Raw genomic sequence first — 485 nt, forward strand, 5'->3', positions numbered from 1 at the left:
GGTAACTCGAGTGAGACGACAGTTACCCTCGAGAACGCCGGTGCTGCCGGACTCGACATCACCAGTGTCTCGGTCACTGGTGCTGACCCAGCAGCATTCTCAGTATCGGGTCTTACTACCGGAACGGTTCCGGGCGAGACGACTGAGAGCTTCACTGTCACGACCTCACCGAGTGTCACTGGCAGTGTCTCTGCCCAACTCGTCGTCGAGACAGCACAGCAGGGCACGCTGACAGCTACGCTGGGTGCGACGGGCGTTGAACCAGACATCCAGATCCAGCGTGGAAGCCTCACCTTCGATCAAACGCGGATCGGAGAGACTGACACCGCTACACTTCGGATCCGGAACACTGGAAACGCAGAGCTCAACGTCAACAGTCTCGCACTCGCTGGTGCGAATCCCGATGAGTTCTCGCTGGATCGCTCCAGTGTGACGATTCCCGCAAAGACGACTCGAGAAGTCACCGTGACGTTCGAGCCGTCGGA

General features: G+C 59.0%; 1 protein-coding gene. It reads left to right on the forward strand.

All coding sequences use genetic code 11. The annotated features are described in order from the left end of the window. Window positions 1-485, forward strand: a 485-nt coding sequence (locus DEQ92_RS23345; RefSeq protein ID WP_147299585.1) for a choice-of-anchor D domain-containing protein, incomplete at both ends; no start/stop codon positions are given.

Source organism: Haloferax sp. Atlit-6N, from assembly GCF_003383195.1.
Classification (GTDB): domain Archaea; phylum Halobacteriota; class Halobacteria; order Halobacteriales; family Haloferacaceae; genus Haloferax; species Haloferax gibbonsii.